Origin of the sequence: Pseudomonas tehranensis (assembly GCF_014268615.1) — a bacterium.
GTDB classification, from domain to species: Bacteria; Pseudomonadota; Gammaproteobacteria; order Pseudomonadales; family Pseudomonadaceae; genus Aquipseudomonas; species Aquipseudomonas tehranensis.
This window is the reverse complement of sequence record NZ_JABWQV010000458.1, coordinates 1-1280: the sequence shown is the minus strand read 5'-3', so window position 1 is coordinate 1280 and position 1280 is coordinate 1. Positions and strand designations below refer to the sequence as shown.

The 1280-nt window shown below is 62.0% G+C and carries 1 protein-coding gene; it reads left to right on the top strand.

The genetic code is table 11. The annotated features are described in order from the left end of the window. The first annotated feature begins 111 nt into the window (after positions 1-111). Entirely contained in the window at positions 112-1137 is a 1026-nt protein-coding gene (rlmF, locus tag HU811_RS26950) for a 23S rRNA (adenine(1618)-N(6))-methyltransferase RlmF (RefSeq protein WP_186659153.1), read from the top strand. The last annotated feature ends 143 nt before the right edge of the window (positions 1138-1280 follow it).

Sequence of the window (1280 nt, the reverse complement as noted above, 5' to 3'; positions counted from 1 at the left end):
GCTTTCGCGAGCAAGCCCGCTCCCACATTTAAACCGCGCAGTCATCAAGATCGAGCCGGATGTGGGACAATACCCGCCACTTTTTTGAACCCTCCCCGAATCGACTCGCCCATGACTGCCCCCCGTACACCCAGACCTGCACGCCAGAAGCCCAAACCCGCCACCGAGGCCAAAGCCGTGGCGCCGCGGGAGAAGGCCAGCCTGCATCCACGCAACCGCCACCAGGGCCGCTACGACTTCCCGGCGCTGATCAAGTCCACCCCTGAATTGGCCAAGTTCGTGATCATCAACCCGTACGGCAAGGAAAGCATCGACTTCGCCAGCCCCGATGCGGTGCGGGTGTTCAACCGGGCGCTGCTCAAGTCCTTCTATGGCATCGCCCATTGGGACATTCCGGCCGACTACCTGTGTCCTCCGGTACCTGGTCGCGCGGACTATGTGCACTTCCTCGCCGATTTGCTCGCCAGTCATAACGATGGCGAGATCCCTCGGGGTGCGGCAGTGAAGGTGCTGGACATCGGCACGGGTGCCAACTGCGTGTACCCGCTGATCGGCTACAGTGATTACCGCTGGCATTTTCTGGGTTCGGAGATCGATCCGACGGCCATTGCCTCGGCCAAAGCCATTGTCCAGTCCAACGGATTGAACAAAGTCATCCAGTTGCGCCAGCAGGCCAACCGCAATCAGATCCTGCTGGGTTTGCTGGAAGAGACCGAACGGTTCGACCTGACAATGTGCAACCCACCCTTCCACGCCTCCCTGGAGGAAGCCACCAAGGGCAGCCAGCGCAAATGGCGCGCCCTGGGCAAGGCCGACCCGAAGCGCAAGCTGCCGGTGCTGAACTTCGGCGGTCAGGCCGCGGAGCTCTGGTGCGAGGGCGGAGAAGCCCGGTTTGTGACGCAGTTGATCCGTGAAAGCGCGCAATTGGCCGGCCAAGTGCTGTGGTTCAGCACGTTGGTGTCAAAGGCGTCGAACCTGCCGGCTATTCAAACTGCCTTGAAAAAGGCCGGGGCGTTGCACAGCCAGATCGTGGAAATGTCCCAGGGACAGAAGCAGAGCCGCTTCGTCGCCTGGACCTTCCAGGATCAAGCGCAGCAGCAGGCCTGGCGCGAGGCACGCTGGGCCCGCAAGGACTGAATCGGTATAGCGTTCACTCCTGTGGCGAGGGAGCTTGCTCCCGCTGGGCTGCGCAGCAGCCCCAAGGTCTGACACTTCGGTGAATCAGGCAGACCACGTTCAGCCGGCTTTTAGGGTCGCTGCGCAACCCAGCGGGAGCAAGC